At 45.0% G+C, this 21,324-nt stretch carries 25 protein-coding genes and 1 tRNA gene; 9 read left to right on the forward strand and 17 right to left on the reverse strand.

Annotation, left to right across the window (positions count from 1 at the left end; translation table 11 throughout):
- Nucleotides 1–93 precede the first annotated feature (93 nt).
- Nucleotides 94–765, reverse strand: coding sequence for a cell division ATP-binding protein FtsE (gene ftsE, locus F6K46_RS09910; protein ID WP_293051944.1), 672 nt, complete (start codon nucleotides 763–765; stop codon nucleotides 94–96).
- Nucleotides 766–831: 66 nt separating this feature from the next.
- Here ftsE and F6K46_RS09915 point away from each other — a divergent pair, with 66 nt between their 5' ends.
- Nucleotides 832–999 (forward strand): hypothetical protein, encoded by a 168-nt coding sequence (locus F6K46_RS09915; protein WP_293116974.1) that lies wholly within the window; start codon nucleotides 832–834, stop codon nucleotides 997–999.
- Between the two features lie 428 nt (nucleotides 1,000–1,427).
- Here F6K46_RS09915 and F6K46_RS09920 read toward each other — a convergent pair whose 3' ends face one another.
- On the reverse strand, nucleotides 1,428–2,207 hold the full coding sequence (locus F6K46_RS09920) for a WecB/TagA/CpsF family glycosyltransferase (RefSeq protein ID WP_293051938.1): 780 nt from the start codon (nucleotides 2,205–2,207) through the stop codon (nucleotides 1,428–1,430).
- A gap of 1,358 nt (nucleotides 2,208–3,565) precedes the next feature.
- Here F6K46_RS09920 and F6K46_RS09925 point away from each other — a divergent pair.
- A complete protein-coding gene (locus F6K46_RS09925; RefSeq protein WP_293051935.1) occupies nucleotides 3,566–3,712 on the forward strand; it encodes a hypothetical protein in 147 nt (48 codons plus the stop codon).
- Here the strand turns inward: F6K46_RS09925 and F6K46_RS09930 are convergent, their stop codons facing one another.
- The 7 genes from F6K46_RS09930 to F6K46_RS09960 form a co-directional block, all read right to left on the reverse strand.
- The gene (locus tag F6K46_RS09930) at nucleotides 3,713–4,867 is read right to left on the reverse strand and encodes an alanine--glyoxylate aminotransferase family protein (protein ID WP_293051932.1); all 1,155 of its coding nucleotides are present in this window, start codon (nucleotides 4,865–4,867) and stop codon (nucleotides 3,713–3,715) included.
- A gap of 411 nt (nucleotides 4,868–5,278) precedes the next feature.
- On the reverse strand, nucleotides 5,279–5,563 hold the full coding sequence (locus F6K46_RS09935; protein ID WP_293051929.1) for a DUF5340 domain-containing protein: 285 nt from the start codon (nucleotides 5,561–5,563) through the stop codon (nucleotides 5,279–5,281).
- A gap of 66 nt (nucleotides 5,564–5,629) precedes the next feature.
- A complete protein-coding gene (gene trpC, locus F6K46_RS09940) occupies nucleotides 5,630–6,520 on the reverse strand; it encodes an indole-3-glycerol phosphate synthase TrpC (RefSeq protein ID WP_366510656.1) in 891 nt (296 codons plus the stop codon).
- Between the two features lie 100 nt (nucleotides 6,521–6,620).
- Entirely contained in the window at nucleotides 6,621–8,051 is a 1,431-nt protein-coding gene (gene lpdA, locus F6K46_RS09945; RefSeq protein ID WP_293051926.1) for a dihydrolipoyl dehydrogenase, read from the reverse strand.
- A 189-nt stretch (nucleotides 8,052–8,240) separates the two neighbouring features.
- On the reverse strand, nucleotides 8,241–8,447 hold the full coding sequence (locus tag F6K46_RS09950) for a hypothetical protein (RefSeq protein WP_293051923.1): 207 nt from the start codon (nucleotides 8,445–8,447) through the stop codon (nucleotides 8,241–8,243).
- A gap of 71 nt (nucleotides 8,448–8,518) precedes the next feature.
- The gene (locus F6K46_RS09955; protein WP_293051921.1) at nucleotides 8,519–9,298 is read right to left on the reverse strand and encodes an RNA methyltransferase; all 780 of its coding nucleotides are present in this window, start codon (nucleotides 9,296–9,298) and stop codon (nucleotides 8,519–8,521) included.
- A 17-nt stretch (nucleotides 9,299–9,315) separates the two neighbouring features.
- A tRNA-Leu gene (locus F6K46_RS09960) sits at nucleotides 9,316–9,399 on the reverse strand.
- Between the two features lie 320 nt (nucleotides 9,400–9,719).
- On the opposite strand from F6K46_RS09960, the gene murA reads away from it, so the two are divergent.
- Nucleotides 9,720–11,117, forward strand: a complete 1,398-nt coding sequence (gene murA, locus F6K46_RS09965; protein WP_293051918.1) for a UDP-N-acetylglucosamine 1-carboxyvinyltransferase — start codon at nucleotides 9,720–9,722, stop codon at nucleotides 11,115–11,117.
- A gap of 75 nt (nucleotides 11,118–11,192) precedes the next feature.
- Here the strand turns inward: murA and F6K46_RS09970 are convergent, their stop codons facing one another.
- Nucleotides 11,193–12,107 carry a TIGR01777 family oxidoreductase gene (locus tag F6K46_RS09970; protein WP_293051915.1) on the reverse strand — a complete coding sequence of 305 codons (915 nt, stop codon included), beginning with the start codon at nucleotides 12,105–12,107 and terminating at the stop codon, nucleotides 11,193–11,195.
- A gap of 102 nt (nucleotides 12,108–12,209) precedes the next feature.
- On the reverse strand, nucleotides 12,210–12,596 hold the full coding sequence (gene psb28, locus F6K46_RS09975) for a photosystem II reaction center protein Psb28 (protein WP_293020132.1): 387 nt from the start codon (nucleotides 12,594–12,596) through the stop codon (nucleotides 12,210–12,212).
- Between the two features lie 415 nt (nucleotides 12,597–13,011).
- Here psb28 and F6K46_RS09980 point away from each other — a divergent pair, with 415 nt between their 5' ends.
- Nucleotides 13,012–13,617, forward strand: coding sequence for a hypothetical protein (locus F6K46_RS09980; protein ID WP_293020133.1), 606 nt, complete (start codon nucleotides 13,012–13,014; stop codon nucleotides 13,615–13,617).
- Between the two features lie 9 nt (nucleotides 13,618–13,626).
- On the opposite strand, the gene F6K46_RS09985 is transcribed toward F6K46_RS09980, so the two are convergent.
- On the reverse strand, nucleotides 13,627–13,758 hold the full coding sequence (locus tag F6K46_RS09985) for a hypothetical protein (RefSeq protein ID WP_293020135.1): 132 nt from the start codon (nucleotides 13,756–13,758) through the stop codon (nucleotides 13,627–13,629).
- 86 nt (nucleotides 13,759–13,844) lie between these two features.
- On the opposite strand from F6K46_RS09985, the gene F6K46_RS09990 reads away from it, so the two are divergent.
- Complete coding sequence (locus F6K46_RS09990) at nucleotides 13,845–14,000, forward strand: hypothetical protein (protein WP_293064864.1); 156 nt, start codon at nucleotides 13,845–13,847, stop codon at nucleotides 13,998–14,000.
- 24 nt (nucleotides 14,001–14,024) lie between these two features.
- On the forward strand, nucleotides 14,025–14,585 hold the full coding sequence (locus F6K46_RS09995) for a Uma2 family endonuclease (protein ID WP_293051909.1): 561 nt from the start codon (nucleotides 14,025–14,027) through the stop codon (nucleotides 14,583–14,585).
- A 251-nt stretch (nucleotides 14,586–14,836) separates the two neighbouring features.
- Here F6K46_RS09995 and F6K46_RS10000 read toward each other — a convergent pair whose 3' ends face one another.
- The 3 genes from F6K46_RS10000 to F6K46_RS10010 all read right to left on the reverse strand — a co-directional run bounded on the left by F6K46_RS10000 (nucleotide 14,837) and on the right by F6K46_RS10010 (nucleotide 15,868).
- Nucleotides 14,837–15,043, reverse strand: coding sequence for a type II toxin-antitoxin system HicB family antitoxin (locus F6K46_RS10000; protein ID WP_075898394.1), 207 nt, complete (start codon nucleotides 15,041–15,043; stop codon nucleotides 14,837–14,839).
- Nucleotides 15,044–15,131: 88 nt separating this feature from the next.
- The gene (locus F6K46_RS10005) at nucleotides 15,132–15,626 is read right to left on the reverse strand and encodes a DUF3368 domain-containing protein (RefSeq protein ID WP_075898392.1); all 495 of its coding nucleotides are present in this window, start codon (nucleotides 15,624–15,626) and stop codon (nucleotides 15,132–15,134) included.
- Nucleotides 15,623–15,868, reverse strand: a complete 246-nt coding sequence (locus F6K46_RS10010) for a UPF0175 family protein (protein ID WP_293051906.1) — start codon at nucleotides 15,866–15,868, stop codon at nucleotides 15,623–15,625. The genes F6K46_RS10005 and F6K46_RS10010 overlap by 4 nt, the downstream gene beginning before the upstream one ends.
- A 266-nt stretch (nucleotides 15,869–16,134) precedes the next feature.
- Between F6K46_RS10010 and F6K46_RS10015 the strand changes: the two genes are divergently transcribed.
- From F6K46_RS10015 to F6K46_RS10025, 3 genes are read left to right on the forward strand one after another with little or no spacing between them, the layout of a single operon-like run.
- On the forward strand, nucleotides 16,135–16,359 hold the full coding sequence (locus F6K46_RS10015; RefSeq protein ID WP_293047829.1) for a hypothetical protein: 225 nt from the start codon (nucleotides 16,135–16,137) through the stop codon (nucleotides 16,357–16,359).
- Nucleotides 16,360–16,388: 29 nt separating this feature from the next.
- Nucleotides 16,389–16,610, forward strand: a complete 222-nt coding sequence (locus tag F6K46_RS10020; RefSeq protein WP_293051903.1) for a hypothetical protein — start codon at nucleotides 16,389–16,391, stop codon at nucleotides 16,608–16,610.
- A 2-nt stretch (nucleotides 16,611–16,612) separates the two neighbouring features.
- Nucleotides 16,613–16,987 (forward strand): nuclease, encoded by a 375-nt coding sequence (locus F6K46_RS10025; RefSeq protein ID WP_293051900.1) that lies wholly within the window; start codon nucleotides 16,613–16,615, stop codon nucleotides 16,985–16,987.
- A 271-nt stretch (nucleotides 16,988–17,258) separates the two neighbouring features.
- Here the strand turns inward: F6K46_RS10025 and F6K46_RS10030 are convergent, their stop codons facing one another.
- Both F6K46_RS10030 and F6K46_RS10035 read right to left on the reverse strand, forming a co-directional pair.
- Nucleotides 17,259–20,768, reverse strand: coding sequence for an NB-ARC domain-containing protein (locus tag F6K46_RS10030; RefSeq protein ID WP_293052204.1), 3,510 nt, complete (start codon nucleotides 20,766–20,768; stop codon nucleotides 17,259–17,261).
- Nucleotides 20,769–21,266, reverse strand: coding sequence for a hypothetical protein (locus tag F6K46_RS10035; protein ID WP_293051897.1), 498 nt, complete (start codon nucleotides 21,264–21,266; stop codon nucleotides 20,769–20,771). It abuts the gene before it with no gap.
- Between the last annotated feature and the right edge of the window lie 58 nt (nucleotides 21,267–21,324).

The raw sequence follows: 21,324 nt of genomic DNA on the forward strand, positions 1-21,324 counted from the left end.
GGCAAAAGGCAATAATAAACAAAAAGTTTTTTTGAAAGAGAATCAGTTTAAAAAAATACTGTAAATAATAAGGGCGATCAAAGCTATTGGCTTCTAAAAAGGCGAATACAAACGACCTTCTCGCAGCTGTACTACTGGCTGATTGGAGATTCTGACTAAGTTTTCATCATGAGTTGTGACAATAACTGTAGTGCCTAGGTGATTGAGTTTCCTGAGAATGTTTAATACCTGCCAGGAATTGTCGGGATCGAGGTTACCTGTTGGCTCATCAGCTAATATCAACGGCGGTGTACTAACAATGGCACGAGCTAGACTTACCCGTTGTTGTTCTCCTCCTGAAAGTTGCTCTGGAAAACAGTTAGCTTTGTCTTGCAAACCCACTAATTTAAGGGTTGGTGTTAGCCGTCGCTTAATTTCTTTGCGAGTAAAACTCTGTGCCCACAGCACAAAAGCGATATTCTCTGAAACAGTGCGCTTGGGAATTAGTTTGTAGTCCTGAAAAACAATCCCCAGGCGACGGCGTAGGAATGACAAGCGATCGCCTCGTAATTGCCCAACATTGATTTGATCGACAAATACTTTCCCTTCGGTGGGACGCTGTTCACCATAGAGTAATTTTAGCAATGTGGATTTACCAGCACCAGAAGGCCCTGTGATAAATAAAAAGTCCCCTGACTTGACTTCTAGATTGACGTTAAACAAACCTCGGTTGTTGGGATAGGTTGTTGTGACTCCTTGTAATTGGATTATCGCTTTCTGGGTCATTAGGGATTAGGGAAAGATAGGGAAGTGTGGGGAGATGGGGAGATGGGGAGATGGGGAGATGGGGAGATGGGGAGATGGGGAGATGGGGAGATGGGGAAATGGGGAAATGGGGAGTCAGATGAGGGACTGGTATTCCACGAGGCTGAGAAGGTGCTGAGGCAAGCCTTAGCACACAGCCGCTCCCCAACGAGCGTTCGCGTAGCGTGGCCTACGGCCAATCGCCTTTGGCGATGAAGCAAAGCTTCCGCGCTTATGCGATCGCATCAAGATAATACTCGACAATACTCATGTTGTCAGGTGTATTGATTCAGGTGCAACATTTAACCTGTACAAACCTACTCACAAGCAGATAGGACGATGGTATAGCATTAGTTTTAACTAATGGTTGTTGCCGACAAAGCAATGCCAAAAGCATTGCGCTATTTTTATTAATGGAGGCTCTTCTGCCTACTCTCAAACCGCACTGTAACTTCACTCAGTCCATTATTTTACGTCGCTTAACTTACGACCAGCTGCCAAAGCTTTTAGTTCTTCGTTGGGCGGTAGTGTTCCGAAGTTAAACAAGTTACTAACTTATTTGATTATAAAATAATGGATAATGTTTGACAAGGTTTAGAGAGCTATAAGGCTAATAGTTGCACCTCTATTGATGAGGGATTAGATTATGCCATTCTTTGACCTAAGGCTTTGAGAGCAAACTTAGGCAGAACCATCATTCTTTGACCTAAAGCTTTGAGAGCAAACTGAGGCAGAACCATCATTCGCCGCCAACGGTGAGGTTCTTGATACAACCGATATAACCATTCGAGATTATTCTTCCGGAACCAGGCTGGCGCACGGGTTTTAGCCCCTGACCAGATATCAAAGCTACCACCAACACCAATCCAAGTGGATTGGGGACACAGGTGGCGATTCTGGGCAATCCAAAATTCTTGACGTGGTACACCTAAGCCGACTAGTATGATTTTAGGCTGTTGTTCTTTTAAGGTGAGCTTTAAGTCTTCCTCTGCTTCTGCACTGAGGTAGCCATCACTAATTCCAGCGATCGCTAATTTTGGAACTCTCTTCTGCCAAACCCTAGCTGTTTTTTGGACTACATGAGGGGCTGCCCCATAGAAAAATACTGGGCAAGATTCTCCGTATTGTCCAGCCTTGACCAGTAAAGACTGAGCTAGTTCAATTCCTGGACAGCGCTGCTTTTTTTTACCGTGAAGTCGTAAGTAAAATATAATACCTGCCCCATCAGGAATCACCAATTCTGCCTGCTTGATAACGGCAGCTAGCTCAGGGTTGCGCTCTCCCTGGATTGCCATTTCGGCATTTAGAGTTACTACATGACTACCTAGACCTTTGGTGAGACGATCGTCTAAGTAGTGACTGTAGTTGTCTAAAAGGTGAACGGGTAACCCCAAGACAGGAAATTGTTCAGCTGTTTCAAACATTGGCTTTTGCATACCCTCACGAAGAAAGACGGGAGTAGGACACGCCCCGCGTCTAATGACCGGGTCGGAAAAACGACACTTTCGCGCAGCGTCTCCAAAGGAGAAACGGTTTTCACCGCCTAATGTTATACTTAATTTCAGACCAAAACAAGGCACAAGACACTCTCAAAACAGAGAAACGGCTATTGCCGGTCTAGTATCGGCGCGAGATACGCAAACAAATAAGGGGTCGTCCGGGAATTGTCTCGGTTGTAGAAGCAAAGGTGTTTTATCCTTTGAGTAAGCCGACCTTGAGGTTCAAGCCTTAACCCTTACCATCAATTCAAATCGATTGTGGGCGCGTTGAGTGAAGCTTAGGGCTACTGAAAACCACTGCTCTGAGTCGGGTGCTTTTGCCCCCGTGCTTCAGCCAGGGGTAAGCTTACATCACCCATGTATTTTATTTTACCGAAGACCAGTTAAACCCTTCGGCTCTTCCTAACTTGTTATGGTAAATGGAATTTAACTTATGGTGAAAGGTTTACTGGGCATTGCTTTGAGAGTTAAAAATCTTTTGCTCAAGTGCAATCCTTTTTCCCAATAAGGGGATAACAGATTTGGCCGGTTATTTAGGATGATCTCTTATGGAAGAGCCAAAACTCTTTACTTAACTCCTCAGGATTTGGTACTGATCAGGAAAACTATATGATTGGGTATGTGATTGGGTATGTGATTGGGTCGGAATTGAGAATTGGGATCTGATCGTGGTATTGAACTCAATTAGCACTAATTCGCCCATGCTCGGCTAAGCCGACACTACGTGAACGGCGAACTTAGTTGGGGAAAGTTTGATAAAAAATTAAAAACACGTAAAAAGCGCGGGAGCGTGGTAGCCCCGTGATTTCAATCCGGGGCGGAGCCGAATCCTAGAATAGGGCAGCCTTTATGGTCGGCAGGCTATGCAAAAAAGGGTTAAAACTCGTGTAATAAGGCTGCCCTATTCTAGGTCAACTTCTAGGAAACGCGACACGAGCAGCTAATCGCGGCCTTATAAAGGTGTAGAATAAAGATGCGAGTAAGGACAGACGCCTACGCAATGAAGCGAGTCTAGTACCGGAGAAATACCGACCCTCAACGATTACATCGCGTTAATCCTCTTGTGAACGGGTAAACAATTGCAGATCGCAGAGCGTACCGAACTGGCTGAGTGGTAGTATCCGGAAAGCATACTTTTGAAAAAAAAGTGAAGTAGCGGGAACTGTCAGACTTGTAAACTGACAGAACTCAGTAGGGGCGCTTTGACTACGCCTGTAAGAATTCGTTTGTGGACTCTTAACGAATCCCCGCGTCTAATGACCGGGGAGTGTCAATATTAGGAGTTGACGGTTGACCATTTACCGCAGAGCACAGTCAACCGTCAACCGTCAACCTTCAACCGTCAACCGTCAACCGTCAACCGTCAACCGTCAACCGTCAACCGTCAACCGTCAACCTTCAACCTTCAACCTTCAACCTTCAACTGTTAATCAGCTCTTGGCAAAGACACTAGCAGCAGCAGCAATACCTGCTCCTGGTGTCATGGATTGGTGTCCCAATTCCTGAAGGGTGGCTTCGAGAGCACCAATGACAGCAAGAATATCTTGCTCACTGACAAAACCTAAGTGACCAATGCGGAATATTTTTCCTTTATAGTGGTCTTGTCCCCCAGCTAGAGCAATGTTATAGCGTTTTTTCATCACAGAACGAATTTGTTCGGACTCTACTGATGTGGGAATAACTGCAGTGGCGGCTGGGCTAGCATACTCATCAGAACCAAACAAAGGTAATGATAGGGCTTTGACAGCGGCGCGGGTTGCTTGCATCAGAAGCTGGTGACGGGAAAATATCGATTCTAACCCTTCTCTTTGCATCATGCGCAGTGCAGCCTGTAGGGCAATGACTAGGTTCACTGGCGGGGTAAAGGGATTGCTGTTTTTAGCTGTAGATTTCTTGTAAGTCCCTAAATCTAGATAAAACTTGGGCAGGGTAGCGGTTTTGTAGGCTTCCCAAGCTTTAGGACTAACACTGACAAATCCTAGTCCTGGGGGAATCATGTATCCCTTCTGGGAACCAGAGCCTACTACATCGAGACCCCACTCATCAATGGGTACATTGACTGCTCCAAGGCTGGTAACGGCATCAACAATAATTAGGGCTTCGCCGTGGTCTTTGACGTAACGATTTATGGTTTCTAAGTCGTTGAGAACGCCAGTAGAGGTTTCAGAGTGGGTAACGATTACGGCTTTGATTTGCTTTTCGGTATCAGCTTCTAGCTTTTCACGAAACTGCTCCGGATCTAGGGGCTTACCCCACTCAGCGGTAATGGTGTCCACTTCCAGACCAAAAGCAGTACTGATTTTTCCCCAACGATCGCCAAATTTACCATTAGAACCAACTAAAACGCGATCGCCTGCACTGAGGAAGTTAATAATGCCAGCTTCCATGACTCCGGTACCGCTAGCGGTTACAGTCAAGACATCATTTTTGGTCTGGTGTAGCCATTTGAGGTTTTCATTGACCTCTGCCATGATTTCGCTAAATTCGGGACTACGGTGTCCGATCGGGTGTTTGGCCATGGCCAGTAATACTTGTTCTGGTACTGGCGTGGGGCCAGGAATCATTAGTTTGAGCTTGTCTTCCATCTTTAGTTAGTCTTGGTATCTAGGGTTGTTGTGATCTGATGATTGGTTAGTTACTCTGAACTGACCGATTCAGTCTTGGACCTTACCGGACAAAACCTGAAATTCAAGGTTAATTTAGGGGTTAATTTGGGGTTTCACCACCGGAGCATGGGAGCGGTTATGCCCAAGCATGCTTACACGACCAAACCAGCCGCGCTAGATTTAAACTTGCCTTCAAGTCTGTGTATATTGACACCCTGCAGTTAGGACACTCTTTAGTTCGGAGCCATAGCGAGCATGTGTTATTGATGCCCACAGTGGGAGTAACGCTCCTCAGGAGTAGGTAACAATCTCAAAATATATTGGCTCAAATGAGATACTCTGACTAAATTTCTTAGTTTTTTTTTATGAAGTTGACAATTTGTTGACTATTTAATGGGGGAGTCTTCCTGCTGAATCCGGTAAACCATTTTTTGAGTTATGGGCATCCAATTTGACGCTGTTGAGAGACCAGCGATACTCCATTGGCAAGTTGGCTCGCTGACAGCTTTGTTCTAACTGCTTCTGCTGAACTAGGGCTTTACGCAGAGTACTGATCAATTGATGAACCTGCTGTCGCAATTGGGGGTTTTGACTGGTAGCAAATGCTGTTTGGCGCTCTAGCAGTTGGAGCAGCAGTTCGTAGTGAATATAAGATGGAAGGGGAATTGGATCCATGAAATTTGCTGTACCTCGGTGAGTCGGAGTCTGCCATCAAAATTGACTATTTTTTTGGGCTATGGGTCACTGATGGCTAAACAAGCTGGCAATAGCAACTGCTGGGTCTGGCTGTTTTACCAATGACTCACCAATGAGGACGGCTGTGGCTCCGGCAGATGCTACCTGATCAAGGTGAGCGTTGGTATGAAGCCCTGATTCACTGACTACCAGAATGCCACGTTCGAGTAGTTGGTTAGCCCTTGCTGCTAGTAATTGACAGGTTGTTTGTAAATCGACGGAAAAATCTTCCAAGTTACGATTGTTTATACCTACTAGGGTAACTCCATCGAGAGATAATACTCGATCTAATTCAGATTGGGTATGGACTTCGATCAAGGGAGTGATCGACAGAGTCTTAGCAATTTTGATAAAGTATTGCAGGTCTTGATCGGAAAGGATGGCTGCAATCAGTAAAACTGCATCTGCTCCGTGACTACGAGCCATGTACATTTGGTAGGGATAGATGATGAACTCCTTACACAGCAAAGGCAGGTCTACAGCAGCACGAACTTTTGCCAGGTTTTCCCAACTACCCTGAAAGAATTTTTGATCTGTCAGCACTGAGATCGCACTAGCACCACCCTGGCTGTATGACTGAGCAATGGCTACTGGGTCAAAATCTTCTCGAATAACCCCTTTGCTAGGAGATGCTTTTTTGATTTCTGCAATCAGGGCAGGGCTAGTCTTTCCTGATTTTAGGGCTGCTAGAAAGTCTCGGGGGGGTGGTGCTGTTTGTACTCGCTTACGCAACTCCACTAGGGGCAGACTTTCCCGCATCTGGTCAATTTCTTTCTCTTTGTGCCAGACAATTTCTTCGAGAATATGGTGGGGTTTATCGTCTGGTAGTGCAACTTGATAGTGCAGGGTTTGGATTTTAACTGCTGGATTAGGTGGGCGTCGGCGAATTTGCATCAGTAGTTTTATATAGTGAGTGCGTCAGTCCCTCAGTGCGTCAGTTTCTCAGTGCGTCAGTTCCAAAATCCTTTGTTAATTAGCAATTAACAAAGGATTTTGACTAATGAGTTACAGCTCGTTTGTAAGCTTCGTCGAGTACTTCTGACAGAGTGGGGTGAGCATGGACTAAGTAGGCGAGGGAGTTGACCGATTGTCTGTTTGCGATCGCATTTGAGGCTTCGTGAATTAAGTCGGAGGCGTGGATACCTAGGATGTGGACTCCTAGGACTTCCCCGGTATCTTTACGGTAGATCACTTTCGCTACCCCATCTGCTTCTCCTTCTGCGATCGCTTTAGAATTCCCCTTAAAGTATGATTTTACAATGGATACTTCAAAGCCTTCTTCGGAGGCCAATTTTTTGGCTTGTGGTTCGCTTAGGCCGACGTAGCTGATTTCTGGATGGGTAAAGGCGGCTGCGGGTATGCTGCGGTAGTCCACAGTGCGCTGACGTCCACAGATATTCTCTACTGCGACAATACCTTGAGCGGATGCGGCATGGGCTAACATCATTTTCCCAGTGGCATCACCAATTGCCCAAAGATGAGGTACGGGTTCCCCTGCTGAAAGTACTGCCATGGTGTCATCTACGGGAATAAAACCGCGCCGGTCTGTTTCCACTCCTACGGCATCTAGTCCTAGGTCTTTGGTGGCGGGAATCCGACCTGTAGCGACCAGGCAAGCATCGACTTCGAGCACATCGACTACTTCCTTGGTTTTGGTATCTGCTAGTTCAATTACTACCGGGGAACCGGGAGTTACTTTCATCGCTAGCACCCCAGTGTGGGTTTCAATGTCCCGAGGTTTGATCAGGATGCGTGTGGCTAGTTTGGCAATATCAGGGTCAAAGGTTGGCATCAGGTCGTCTAGGGCTTCTATCATGGTGATTTCAGACCCTAGTGCTGTGTAGACATCAGCAAACTCTAGACCAATGTAACCACTGCCCACGATTGCTACCCAATCTGGCAGCCATTCTAGTTTGATGGCATCATCGCTGGTAAACACGGTTTTGCCATCAATCTCAATTCCTGGGGGTACAAAGGGAATTGAACCAGCGGATATCATAATATCTTTGCCAGTGATAGTTTTTTCGCCATTGTCTGTAGCAACGGTTACTTTTTGATGTCCAGCTACTTTACCCCAGCCTTTAATAATATCCACACCCAAGCGTTTTAGGCTGTTGGTCAGGTCACCACGAATTTTACTGACTAGATTGCTGGCATGATTTGCGATCGCATTTCGGTCAAACTCAACCCCTGCTACTGTAATCCCAAGGGCATTGAGGTGATGAGCGTCCTGTAGCTCTCGCACTCTACCTGATGCGGCTAATAGAGCTTTAGAAGGGATGCAGCCCCGGTTGACACAAGTTCCGCCCATGTCAGCGGCTTCAATAATAGCGGTTTTCAGACCACAGCTAACTGCGTGTAAGGCAGCACCATGACCCCCTACACCAGCACCGATAATCAATAAATCGTAATCAAAGTCTTGACTCACATCTATCTCCTGAGTTACATTGGCTATGCTTCGTCATTATCATTTTCAACTTGAGCAATCCAGGATTGCAAGTGCTCAAGTATTAAGATTGGGAGGGTGAAGTATGAAGTATCTAGGATCGCAAAGGGAATAGGGAACAGGGAACAGGGAACAGGGAACAGGGAATATGGCATCAAAAATTATCACAATTCATTCCTTTAGGATCCCTAGATTAAGGGCGTTGCTGAATTTAGGAATGAATAAGAGTAGAGTGGGCATCCTGCCCGCTCGAAAATAAGGATGAAACTGGCAAGATGCCAGTTCTACGCAAGATGCCAGTTCTACGCAAGATGCCAGTTCTACGCAAGATGCCAGTTCTACGCAAGATGCCAGTTCCACGCAAGATGCCCATTCCACGCAAGATGCCCATTCCAGAAAACTCTTAAAAACATTCCATTATTAAGCAACGCCAGATGTTGCTGATTAATTCAGAAACGCTGCCGTTTAGCTTCGTACAACATCAAGGCAGCAGCAATCGCTACGTTTAATGATTCTACTCCTGGCATCAGGGGAATCTTAACTTGCTGATCTGTGGTGTTTACTAACTCTTCCTTAAGTCCAGCTGCTTCATTGCCCAGGAGTATTAAGCTAGGACAGCGCCAATCTATGTCCCAGTAACTGACCTTAGCATCTGGTACTGTGGCCACTACTTGTATCCCTTGAGCTTGAGCTTGAGCTACGAGGGTGGGCAAATCCGGGGTAACTGCCATGGGAAGACGGAACCACTGACCAACTGAGGCTCGCAATACTTTAGGATTATCTAGCTCTACACTATCGGAACTTAGCCACAATCCTTCTGCACCAGCAGCTACGGCAGTTCTAATGATTGTGCCAAGATTTCCTGGGTCTTGTATGGTTTCTAGGGCTAGCCCTAGGGAGAGGGAATTGAAGGGTTTCGGGGAAAGGGGAAGACGGGTTGCTGTGGCTACTACCCCATCTGGCTCAACTGTAGTAGCGATCGCTTTTAGTACAGACTGACTTACCACTTCCACTCTTTGGGACCGAACCGAAGCATCTTGGGATAGTTGTGGATGAGCTTCAAGCCATTCTGGTGTATAGCAGAGGGTGACTAGGGGATAATCTACCGCACAGGCTTCTGCCAACAGGTTGGTTCCCTCCAACAGAAATAGGTCTTGCTGCCGACGTCCTTTTACTCTGTGCAGCTTCCGAATTTCCTTGACTAGGGGATTCTTAGTGCTTGTCAGCATACAAGTCTGGCTAATTATGCGGAACCCGGGACTTGAACCCGGAAGTCCTTGCGAACACTAGAACCTGAATCTAGCGCGTCTACCAATTCCGCCAGTTCCGCGTTTGTTGGCGCTATAGCAATCTTTGGTGATTCCGATAGTGGTCAGTTCTGATTCAGAACTGTCACGGTTGAGGATTAAACTTAGGGTTGCTATAGGGTTTGCTCTATTAGCTCACCGGTTTTTTAGTATACAGCATTTACTGGGATTTTGGACAAGAAACTTGTCGATAGCCGCAACGCCTGCAAATTTCCCGGTTTACATTGCCAACTACTGAGTATAGTGGAAAACCTGACATTCGATCAAGATACGTGGAAAACTAGACATTTAAAAACTTTCAGGTAAAATCAAAACCAAATTTAACATTTCGCCAGAAATTGCAATGATTTTGGAGGATAGACCCATTAATCACTCTCAAAGCCCGATAAATCCCCAATCTCTGTCCCAGGAAAACGAATCGGTTCTCAAGATTTGGGGTAGAGCGTCTCTCCACGGACAGGTAAAAATTAGTGGAGCTAAAAATTCTGCCTTGGCAATTATGGCAGGGGCTTTACTGTGTTCTCAAGATTGCCGACTGCGTAATGTGCCTTCCCTAGTAGATATCGAGCGGATGAGCCAGATTCTTGCTGCTGTGGGAGTGAAGCTCAAACGCAATGGTGACATCTTAGATTTAGATGTCAGCCATATCGGACAATCAAAAGCTCCCTATGAGTTGGTTAGCCAGCTGCGAGCTAGCTTTTTTATCCTTGGTCCGATGCTAGCGCGATTGGGAGTGGCACGGATACCACTGCCTGGTGGCTGTGCGATTGGTGCTAGACCTGTAGACCTCCATGTCAGGGGTCTACAAGCTATGGGCGCTCAGGTTCATATTGAGCATGGGATTGTCAATGCTTATGTGAAAGGAACAGGTAACAACAAGCTAAAGGGGGCAAAAATCTACCTGGATTACCCCAGTGTCGGCGCAACGGAAACTCTGCTGATGGCAGCCACTCTGGCAGAAGGGGAAACGACCCTTGAAAATGCGGCTCAAGAGCCAGAAGTGTTGGATTTGGCGAATTTCTGCCGAGCGATGGGAGCTCAAATTAGTGGTGCTGGTACTAAAACGATTACTATCTCTGGGGTTTCTAGTTTACATTCGGTGGATTACCCGATTATTCCTGACCGGATTGAGGCTGGCACTTTCTTGGTAGCTGGGGCAATTACCCACTCTGAACTGAGCCTTTACCCAGTAATACCGGAACATTTAACTGCTGTGATTGCTAAGCTACGGGTAATTGGTAGTGAGGTGATTGTTGAGGCACCCAATCGCTTACGAATTATTCCTAATAAACTAAGGGCAACGGATATTGAAACTTTGCCTTATCCTGGATTTCCTACGGATATGCAAGCCCAGTTTACGGCCTTGCTGGCTCTGAGTGAAGGAAACTGTGTGGTGAGCGAAACGGTTTTTGAAAATCGGCTGCGTCATGTTGCTGAATTGAATCGTATGGGGGCGGATATCCGGGTTAAAGGGAATAATGCGATTATCCGAGGTGTGCCAATGTTGTCGGGAGCACCAGTAGTGGGTACGGATTTACGGGCATCTGCTGCACTTGTGGTCGCTGGGTTAGGGGCAGAAGGAATAACTACGATTCAGGGACTCCGTCATTTAGACCGGGGTTATGACGATTTGGAGGGTAAACTCCGACAACTTGGTGCTAGAGTAGAACGGGTTCCGGCTCAGATAGAGGAAGAGGAACTTCCTCCGACTCCCACTAATGCCATGACTGCAACACCTTAGTAGTTATAGTCATTAGTCATTAGTCATTGAGAAATTGTTAATTGTTAATTGTTAATTCTGATCAATTTTCAATTTTCAATTTTCAGTTTTCAATATCTCTACTAGAGCTTGCTTTACTGTGGAATACTGATATTCCCATCCATAACTAGTGGTTCGTTTGGGTAGCACCTGTTGACCTTCCAAGACTACTGTGGCTCCTTCTCCCAGCAGGGCTTCTAGGGCAACACTGGGAACTGGTAACCAGGAGGGACGATTGAGAACCTCTCCAATGGCGTTACATAGTTCGGACATCAAGACAGGATTGGGGGCTGTGGCATTAAAAATCCCTTCCATGTCTGGTCTGGTTAGGGCAGCTATGATTAAGTTCACTACATCGTCTCGGTGAATCCAAGAAAACCATTGGCGACCGGTACCGATTGGCCCTCCAGCAAACATTTGAAAGGGGGGTATCATTTTGGCTAAGGCACCGCCATTGCCCAAAACTATACCGAGGCGCAGAATCACTAGTCGTACATCAGCTTCTTTGACTTTCTGGGCTTCCCCTTCCCAGGCTTGACAAACCTCTGCCAGAAAGTCGTCTCCAGCAGGACTTGTTTCATCAAAGGTTACTGTTTCACTAGTGCCGTAGTAACCAATGGCAGAAGCGTTTACTAATACCGTGGGTTTAGGGTCAGCAAGAGCGATCGCTTCCACTATTTTTTGGGTACCTAATTGGCGGCTATTGAGGATTTCTTGCTTACGGGCTGCTGTCCAGCGCTCTTCAGCAATGGGGGCTCCGGCTAAATTGACTACACCATCACAGCCTGCGATCGCATTTTGCCAATCCCCTGATTCGGTGGGAGTGTAGGCAATAGTTTCTATATTGGGAAATTTCGCCTTAGCTTTAGCTGAGTCACGGGTTAAGATTAAGGGTTGATGTCCTTCTTCTTGTAGACGCTCTACTAAGCGGCTACCGACAAATCCTGTTGCTCCAGTAATTGCGACTTTCATACTTCATCCTTGATACTTGATATCGTGTCTGATAGCACACTCATGGCTTAGGTTAACCTGGAACGGGACCCGAAGAGCGGGGGAAATGTTCAGGATGGGTAATTATCCTTCAGTAGATGGTTTGCTTTCACCGTAAGCCATGCCATTAGCTTCAGCGTACCGATTCATGAAGCGCATGAAGCGTTCCCAATGGTCGTCTTGATCAATTTCAACTTTACACTCCACTCCTGCTAGCTCATCTCCTTCTGGACCACCGAAGCGAAATTTTATTGAGGATGGAGTCATATTAATGACCCCTTCTTCGTCTGTTAAGACCATTGATTGAGAAAATCGGTTTCTATAACTGTTGAATTGTTCAATAGCCTTTAAGCTTTCAAAGGTCATTAAGACGATGCGGGCTCCTGAGCTTCGGTTTTTTCTGAGGCTGACGTCACTCAGCTGTTCATAAATACCGTCAAAGAATTGGATGGATGGTGTTGAGGAGTTCATTTGAAATATAAAAACATCGTTAAATTTTAGTATATCGCCTTGGGAGGGGTTGACAAAATTATTTTTATAGGTAACAGGGAGTAGGGAGTAGGGAGTAGGGAGTGGGGAGTGGGGAGTAGGGAGTGGGGAGTAGAGAGTAGGGAACTAGATTAGATGGCTTTGCTCAGCCTACTTTAATTGGTATTTTTTGGATTTACTTCCTATGATTTACAACACTTTTGCTAAGCAATTATTTTTGCTATTATTTCCAGTTAATTGAGGATATTTAATGATAAAATATAGGTATATTTTTGATAAAAAGTTTATGAGCAATTTTGGTAATTTATCATAACATAAAAAAGTAGCTTGCTTTCTTTACTATTGCTATTAAGTCCCTGCTCCGAATTTCCTCAAAACCAAGGAAGACTAACCACAAATGAACCGCCGCCGCATTCTTAAAACTGGACAACCTTACAGCTTTAGCCAATATTTTGACCTTCCCTTTACCCTAGAAGATATCTTGGCTGAATTTGACTGTACCTTTGTGCGATCGCATATCGATCTACCTCGTCAACCCTTCACTGCTGCTATTGAACCCCTGCTGCACCAACTCCAGCGTAACCGCAAGCGCATCGAGCTCATCAACGAAACTGCCCGTCGCGAAGCCTTGATCGCACCAATTCTGTTTGAAGTAGTCGATCTCACTAATCACCGCATTTACATTGAATATTCCATCGCCGTTAGCGAACACCTGCGGGGAACCTTAGATTATTATATTGCTAACCATAACGTGATTGTGATAGAAGCCAAACAATCTGATCTGGTACGGGGCTTCACTCAACTGGCGGTGGAGTTGGTTGCCCTTGATCAGTGGCTCCAGTCTGACCAGAGAATTTTGTACGGCATTGTTACCACCGGAGAAGACTGGCGTTTCGGTACTTTTAATCGCCAAGAACGTTCCATACAACAAGACCCCAAGCGCTACCTCGTCCCAGAAGAGCTAACCGAGTTGCTGGAAATTTTAGTCGGGATTATGAATTGAAACGGTTAATTAATTATAGTGGTTTTTAATTAGGGAGTCGGGAATCGGGAATCGGGAATCGGGAATAGAGAATAGGAATATAAGTATGAAAAACGCGCTGATCGCAATTTTTAGTTTAAATTTATCCTTGCTCTCAACCATTACTTTTATTTAAAAGTATGATCAACGAGTTTTGATTAAGGAGGCGATAATATCATCAGATATCGATGATCGACTGCATCAATACAATGTCTTTAACTATACCCAATTATCGAAAATTACTTCTTCAGTATCCTCTCTACCCACACTCCCCACACTCTTTCCCCTACTCCCTACTCCCTACTCCCTACTCCCTACTCCCTACTCCCTACTCCCTACTCCCTACTCCCTTTATTCTATACTAATAAAGTCACTGTATTGAAACTATCATGATTGCTGATAAAATCCCCAATTACATTTCCAAAGAAGAGTATCTATCCTACGAAGAAGATAGTGCCATCAAACACGAGTATAGTGATGGAGAAGTCTATGCTATGGCTGGCGCTAGTGATGCCCATGTTACTATTGCCCTTAACCTGGCTTCAGCCTTAAGAAATCATGTCAGGGGCACTGGCTGTCGGGTTTATATGGCAGATATGAAAACTTATGTCGAAGCATCCAATAGTTATTATTATCCTGATGTTATGGTGACTTGCGATGCCAGAGACCGAGAATTGGCTAATTATAAAAAATATCCTTGTTTAATTGTAGAAGTTTTATCTCCCAAGACTGAGGCGTTTGACCGGGGTGACAAATTTTCTGACTATCAACAGTTAGAAACCTTGGTGGAATATGTTTTAATTAGCCAAAATCGTAAACGCCTAGACTGCTTTCGCCGGAATTCCGAGGGAGTTTGGACATTGCAATTTTATTATCCGGGCAGTGAGATTCATCTAGAAACTGTGGATTTTAGAACTAGTCTTGAGGCTTTGTATGAAGATGTAACGTAAGCAGTCAGCCGTGAGCTAAAAGCTCACGCTACGCGAACAGTCGTCAGCCGTCAGCTGACTGCTTACAAGAAGTCTTAGAGCTTTTAGTAGAAGATTACCAAGCTAGAGGTAAAGAGTTACCTTTATTAAATTATTCACAAATAACAACAGTTTAATTACAGCGGTTTGCAATTCAGTTAGGTATAAAGTTCTAAGTTTTTAGGGAGTGTAAGCATTCAGCTAATACCTGAATACTTACTTTTAGGCTAATTTCAGGCTACCTCTAGTATCTTTGGAGTTGGTAACTCTTTATTAACTTGGCTATAGGCGTATACCAAATCCTCTAAAACTTCCTTAGCATTCTCAAGAGCTTCCTCATAGGTGTCACCGTGGGTACGAGCATAGTTACCCCATTCGGGTAAACTAGCCACATAAGAGTTATCTTCCTCTGACCATTGAATTAAAATGCTATATTTCATGGCTCTTCTCTATTCTCGACTCTCGACTCCCAACTCCCTAAAACCCAAGAAGGATAAAGTCCTGCCTCTTTTAATTTTATAATGTACTTTATTCATCGGTAGCTTGGAGAATTGCGTGGTACAATTGAGAACTAATACGAAAGTCCATTGTTTCAATCAATTGATCCATTAATGGTTTAACCGCCGGAATTAAATTACTTTTCTTGGCTTGCACCAGAATGCCCAGTAACCCCACAATAGTTAACCCCAATTCTTGAGCAACTGTTCGTCCCCGTCGCTCATCCATCAGTAGCAAATCGGCATCCATTTCCAGTGCTAATACGATCGCTTCTGCTTCACCTAAATCGATGGTTTCTTGACTTTCCTGAAGTATGACAACTTGCTGCCTATCTGAAACAGCCTGAGTTTTAATCCAAGATAAGGTTTGGACTTCTACTGTTCCAGGTACAATTTTACCGATACCAACCATTTCATTGTAGACAGCAACGGGAATAATAACAGAACCATATAAGCGATGCAAGAGGTTAAGTTGATTGATGCCTGCTAGATTAGTAATGGGTGATGTATCGCTAATAATAATCACAGCAAACTCATCGATTGTATGGTTTTAAGGTCTGCTTCAAAATCAGCAACATCATAATTCAAATCTAAACCGCGCTTGGCAAGTTCATGCTGAAATTCAATCACGGTTAACCCCGTCCAGGCACGGACTTTGCCACTGCTAATTTTGTCTTGCTTATACAGCATCAGGGCAATTTCAAGTTTGAACTCACCCTCAGTCATTTGGCTAGCTTGGACAATATCGTCAGGGATAACTACACTCATAGCTACACTGATAAGTAATTAGTCGATTATCAACAGTTACTTTAATTTTATCAGAAACTTCAACTGCATTATAACACCCATCCACGCCACACCCAGTCAGGCTAATCATAATTCCTCTATCGTTGATTAACTCTTATCTCTTCCCTACTCCCTACTCCCTACTCCCTACTCCCGATTCCCGACTCCCGATTCCCTAAAACCCATAACTTTATAGTTTACCCCATTGAAAAATACTGTAAAATTATAGTAGTTAAGTTACTCTACAAATGAACCGCCGCCGCATTCTCAAAGCTGGACAGCCTTACAGCTTTAGCCAATATTTTAACCTTCCTTTTACCCTAGAAGATATCTTGGCTGAATTTGACTGTACCCTTGTGCGATCGCATATCGATCTCCCTCGTCAACCTTTCACTGCTGCTATTGAACCCCTGCTGCACCAACTCCAGCGAAACCGCAAGGGCATTGATAACCGCTATACTAAATTTAAGTAAAGCATGAAGTAAACAAGGTGTTAAGATCTATGGCAACCAATACTCAAAGTCATTTTGCTCCCTACTTAAGACATAGAGGGAAAACTGTCGAAGAACAAATTAAACTCAATCAACCTGCTCTGGCATGGCTAAGAAAACGCCTTGAAGAGGAAATCACACAAGAAGAAGCTAAAATTAGACAGGAAGATTTAGAAAATTTTAAACAAATTGTTGATAGTTTTCGTCCAGAAGGCTCTAAGCTATATAGCTAATAATGATTGTTTTTGTTGATACAGGCGTTTTAGGGTTATTATCTTCTCCCAATGACAAATTAGAAGCACAACAATGTCAGCAATGGCTTTACTCTCTTTTAGCTAGAGGAGTTTATGTACTGAGTTCTGATTTGTGTGATTATGAAGTTAGAAGAAGTTTAATCTTAGATGGCATGAGAAAACCATTACATCAAGGTTTAGCTAATCTTGATGAGATGGGCAATATCATTGACTTTCTACCGATAACTCAACCGGTTATGCGTCATGCTGCTCAACTTTGGGCAATGTCTCGCCATCAAGGAATGCCGACCGCTGATGACAAAACTCTTGATAATGATGTGATAATTGCTGCTCAGTGTCAACTATTTCAACAATAAAACTTAGGACAACGTTTAGTTATTGCTACCACTAACGTTAAACATCTAAGTCGTTTCCTTGAGTCTCGACGATGGCAAGATATTAGATTTTGAAATTAGGGATGCGATGTTGCTCTGTATTTTATGAACTTTATTTCAGTGCAATTATTCCCCATGGCACAGGCATCAACTGAATCCTAACACCCATCCACGCCACACCCAGTAAGGCTAATCATAATTCCTCTATCCTTGATTAACTCTTGCCTCTTGCCTATTGCCTATTGCCTCTTACCTATTTCCACCATCGACTAACATCATCAACCGCTGCCACCGTTTCTCTTAGGGCTTCAACACCCCCAAACTTGATGATTAAAGAAGCTAATTGAGGAAGAGCTTCAACAAACTCTTGACGGGTTAGACTAGCTAAACCATCAAGAGTTTGTTGCCAAAGAGGACAATCAACTGATGAAGGAGTTAAGGTCTTAATTAAGTCCTGTAAGGCATAGGTTCGGGAGAATTGATCGGAAAGCCCTCTGGCTAAATCTAAGGCTTCCGGTAACAGATCAGGTAAGTGGGGGGCTAAGGCCACTAAGGCTAATACTCGGTCTGATTCATCGGAAAGCCCTCTGGCGCAATCTAAGGCTTCCGGTAACACTTCGGGTAACTGGGGGGCTAAGGCCACTAAGGCTAATACTCGGGATTCTTCATGGGAAATCCCTCTAGCGCAATCTAAGGCTTGGGCTAACAACACATCGGATAAGTGGGGGACTAAGGCTCCTAAGGCTCTGGCTCGTTCGTATTCATGGGAAATCCCTGTGGCGCAATCTAAGGCTTCCGGTAACAGATCACGGAAGTGGGAGGCTAAGGCTACTAAGGCATCGGCTCGGTATGATTCATGGGAAATCCCTCTGGCGCAATCTAAGGCTTTGGGTAACAACAGATCGCTTAAGTGGGGGGCTAAGGCTCCTAAGACTTTGGCTCGGGATTCTTCATGGGAAATCCCTCTGGCGCAATCTAAGGCTTGGGGTAACAACAGATCGCTTAAGTGGGGGGCTAAGGCTCCTAAGACTTTGGCTCGGGATTTTTCATCGGAAATCCCTCTGGCGCAATCTAAGGCTTCCGGTAACAGATCACGGAAGTGGGAGGCTAAGGCTACTAAGGCATGGGCTCGGGAGGATTCATGGGAAATCCCTCTAGCACAATCTAAGGCTTGGGGTAACAGATCACGGAAGTGGGGGGCTAAGGCCATTAAGGCATGAGCTCGGTGCCATTCACTGGAAATCCCTCTGGCGCAATCTAAGGCTTGGGGTAACACATTGGGTAAGTGGGGGGCTAAGGCGACTAAGGCATTGGCTCGGTATCTGTCATCGGAAATCCCTCTGGCACAATCTAAGGCTTTGGATAACACATCGGGTAAGTGGGGGGCTAAGGCCACTAAGGCTAATGCTCGGGAGGATTCATCGGAAATCCCTCTGGCGCAATCTAAAGCTTCTGGTAACACATTGGGGAAGTGGGGGGCTAAGGCTCCTAAGACTCTGGCTCGGTGCCATTCACTGGAAATCCCTCTGGCACAATCTAAGGCTTGGGGTAATACATCGGGGAAGTGGGGGGCTAAGGCGACTAAGGCATCGGCTCGGTGCCATTCACTGGAAATCCCTCTGGCGCAATCTAAAGCTTCTGGTAACACATCGGGGAAGTGGGGAGCTAAGGCCACTAAGGCATCGGCTCGGTGCCATTCACTGGAAATCCCTCTGGCGCAATCTAAGGCTTCTGGTAACACTTCGGGGAAGTGGGGAGCTAAGGCTCCTAAGACTCTGGCTCGGTCATCTTGATCGGAAATGCCTCTGGCGCAATCTAAGGCTTTGGATAACAAAACATCGGTTAAGTGGGGGGCTAAGGCTCCTAAGACTCTGGCTCGGTACCATTCACTGGAAATCCCTCTGGCGCAATCTAAGGCTTCTGGTAACACTTCGGGTAAGTGGGGGGCTAAGGCTCCTAAGACTCTGGCTCGGTCATCTTGATCGGAAATGCCTCTGGCGCAATCTAAGGCTTCCGGTAACACTTGGGGTAAGTGGGGGGCTAAGGCCACTAAGGCATAGGCTCGGGAGGATTCATCGGAAATCCCTCTGACGCAATCTAAGGCTTCCAGTAACACATCGGGTAAGTGGGGTGCTAAGGCCACTAAGGCATCGGCTCGCCAATATATCGAAATGCCTCTGGCACAATCTAAAGCTTCCGGTAATAAAGAAGCCGGAAGATACTCACTAATTGCCTTCAAACCCTCTGCTTGCCTACTAGAATCTTTAATCTGTCGCACATAAGCTAGTGCCTGGGCTGGCGTCCAGATTTCGTTCTTCAATAATGCTGCCATTAACCCTGGAGGAATATTGCTAGCCAAGCTATTGAGAGATGTCGTAATCAGAGCATACCGACACTGTAAACTAATGGATTTCGTGGGATTTTCTGTAAAATTATCTGCTGCTATTGCCCAAGCTTTCGATACATCCTTGATAAAATTAGCAGTGTTTCCCTGTCTCTCACACTGCCAATACCAACCGTTATCTCCTGCTGGAGTTTCTTCTTTCAGGAGTTGATGAATGTCATCTATCTTTTCGGCTTTCTCTAGGTGCCAGGTTAAGTGGCTATAGATATAACCATCATCGGGTAACGTATGCCATAATCCGTTTTCGGTCTTAGTTTGATAACGTTCTAATAATTGCTTATGAGCTGAGGGTATTGATAATCCTAGCTCTGGTTGCAGCAGATTACGGGCTAAATCATGTAACAGGTCATGGAGACGATAGTTAGTTTTTTTTGTACTAGAGACCCCTGGTAGTAATAAGGCTTTTTGTCGTAAGTATATTAACGTCTTTTTAGCTTTAAATGAATTACAGTCCCATAAGGTACTCGCCATGGTTTCAGTAATAGTGACATCTTCTGGCAGTACCCCTAACCAAGCAAATTTTTGCAATCTCTCGGCAGATAATCGCTTTAAACTCAGATTAAAGGAAGCCACTAGACTGTAGTTTTTGCGCTTGGCGTCACTTGGTTCTTCCTCTGCTTCCAATCGATCCAAGGCTTCTAAATCAGCAATTTCTGCTTGTAACTCATCCAGTAACTCTTCCCAAGAGAATCCATCCCTAACTTGAGCAGCTGCTAATTCTAATCCTAGGGGTAAGTAGCCGACAGTTTTGGCTAAGGTTTTAGCATAGTCGAGTTCTTGATTAGTTAATTCGTTCGTTAAACAAGAGGTTAATAACTCCAAAGATTGCTTTGGAGTCATCACGTCCAAATCATAGCGATCGCCTTTAACCGAAGCTTCTCTGGTAGTGACTAAAACCCGACAGCCACCCCCTCCCACTCGAAAGGGTTCAACATGCTCAGGATGCCAAACATCATCCACGACTAGCAACGCTTTTTTATCAGACAATAACGTTCTTAATTGTAACGAAGCGCTATCAATATTAATCGGTTTAAAGTCATAATCTCCTAATGCCTGTATCCACGTACTTAGAAAGGATAAGATATCAGGTTCCTGACCTAAGGTTGCCCAAAAAATCCCATCGGTAAAATGGGATTGAACTTCCTCGTCATGGGCTAAGGCGGCAGTAATGGTAGATTTTCCAATTCCTCCCAAGCCATAGATGGCACTAACCACTAAAGTGCCAGCTCTAGCGGTTTCTTCCGATAAAAGCTTTTGTTTTAGTGGTTGGCTTACTTCCGGGCGTTTGACATAATACGGAGGTAGTGGGGGAGCTTGATTTGGTCGAGTTTGTTTAACCTGCCTCCCAGGCGACTGCAGTCAAAATGTATTATGTTGGTCCCCTTGAATAGTTTGCTTTTCTCCAATATTTCCAATATTAGTTTGTTTCTCTCCAAAATTAGTATTCTCTTGATTAAGAATATTCCTTTTGGCAAAGTTTTTCACGTTTTCATTGTTGTAAGTCTCACTAGTAGCCTGGTGGGATTCCAAGGCTTTGGTAATCTTTTCAAGAATTTCCTCTAAGTTAGGCAAAGCTTCAGCATCAACAGTAGTCACCAAACCCTCGATGGCTTGGGCAACTTCGGGATTTTGCTTGGCTGCTGCTTCTACTTCCAATACCACTTCAGCATAATCAAGTGGTTGCTCTGGAGCTTGCTCGATAGCCATTACTGTATCTGGAGACTGGTTTCTCAGGGATTCCACAAACTGGTTAGTCTGGTCCCAGACAACTTGCCCGACATTTTCCCCAGTTTTTTCTAGGGCTTTAGTGGCGAGCACAGTAGAAATAGCGACAACGGCAGCGGCTAATGGTTCCATAGTTGAAGGAGATGATTGATAGTTTTATTATATAACTTTAGCAAAGGGAGCAGGGAGC

The organism is Moorena sp. SIO3E8 (assembly GCF_010692445.1).
GTDB classification, from domain to species: domain Bacteria; phylum Cyanobacteriota; class Cyanobacteriia; order Cyanobacteriales; family Coleofasciculaceae; genus Moorena; species Moorena bouillonii.